This window comes from Mesorhizobium sp. M1A.F.Ca.IN.022.07.1.1, from assembly GCF_003997575.1.
Lineage (GTDB): Bacteria > Pseudomonadota > Alphaproteobacteria > Rhizobiales > Rhizobiaceae > Mesorhizobium.
Genome location: NZ_RZST01000662.1, coordinates 1 through 1021 on the forward strand (window position 1 = coordinate 1; position 1021 = coordinate 1021).

At 64.8% G+C, this 1021-nt stretch carries 2 protein-coding genes; both read right to left on the reverse strand.

The annotated features are described in order from the left end of the window. Nucleotides 1-468, reverse strand: a 468-nt coding sequence (locus tag EOA75_RS33220) for a TetR/AcrR family transcriptional regulator (RefSeq protein ID WP_164747774.1), incomplete at its 3' end; no start/stop codon positions are given. Nucleotides 469-595: 127 nt separating this feature from the next. Beyond that, nucleotides 596-1021 (reverse strand): MarR family winged helix-turn-helix transcriptional regulator (locus EOA75_RS33225; RefSeq protein WP_164747775.1); only part of this gene is annotated, 426 nt, incomplete at its 5' end.

Genomic DNA, 1021 nt, shown 5'->3' on the forward strand with positions numbered 1-1021 from the left:
GAGCAGCCCAGCCTCGCGTCCCGCTTCGAGCACGGGCTTCAGACGCCTGGCCAGTGCGAAACGCCCATTCTGCAGCACGATCGCGCCAAGGTCATCCTTCCCTGAGCCGGCATGGCCGACCGCGACACGGTTGAGCGCGATAGACGTATCGCTGGAGATGACCCTCAGCCAGTCGGAAGCGAAGCGTTCGAGGCTTGCGGTCAGCCAAGCGAGGTCGAGGCCTTTGCGGTCGACCGGCGCCACGCGCACTTTCGAGGCCTGCCATTGCACTGTCGCCGTCAGCAGCCCGTCGCGGTCGCCGAACCATTTGTAGAGTGTTTCCTTGGAGCAGCTTGCCCGCCGCGCCACCGCGGTCATGGTCAGGTTGTCGCCCTCTTCGACCAGTAGGCGAAGTGCTGCGTCCAGAACGGCCTGCTGCCGCTCGGTGAGCGTTTCGCTGCTGTCGGTGTCGGCGGCGGCTTGCAACACGTTTCACCAGTTCCCGGTCGCTCAATAATGCGTACCGTACGTTACGGTTCGGCTTATTGCGCATTCGGGTTTCCAACGCAAGGGGCTGCGGCGAAAAAATCTGACGGTACCCACAAACACTCGTGAGCTAATCGCCGGCCGGTGGCTCGCGCAACCGCCCGAGCAGTGCAGCCAGCGTTTCCAGCTCCTTGGCGGAAAGCTTGTCGCCCATCAGTTCGGCTATGGACGCGCCATAGACCGCCCAGATGCGGCGGCGCATCTCCCGGCCGCTTGGCGTGATGCGCACTGTCTGGCCACGGCCGTCATCCGAGACAGGCAGCTTTTCCAGCAGGCCATCCGCTTCCAGCCGGGCCAGCAGTCGCGACACGCTGTACTGCGCCAACAGAACGCGATCGATCAGCTCGAACGGCCGCAAGCCGCCCTCGCCCGCCTCGGCAAGCTCGTGCAGCACGTCGTACCAGGCGAGCGGCGGCAAGCCGCCGGCTTTCAGGGCATACTCGGTCTTTTCGACCAGCTGGTGCGAAACGCGCATCAGGCGGCCCCAGGCTTTGAC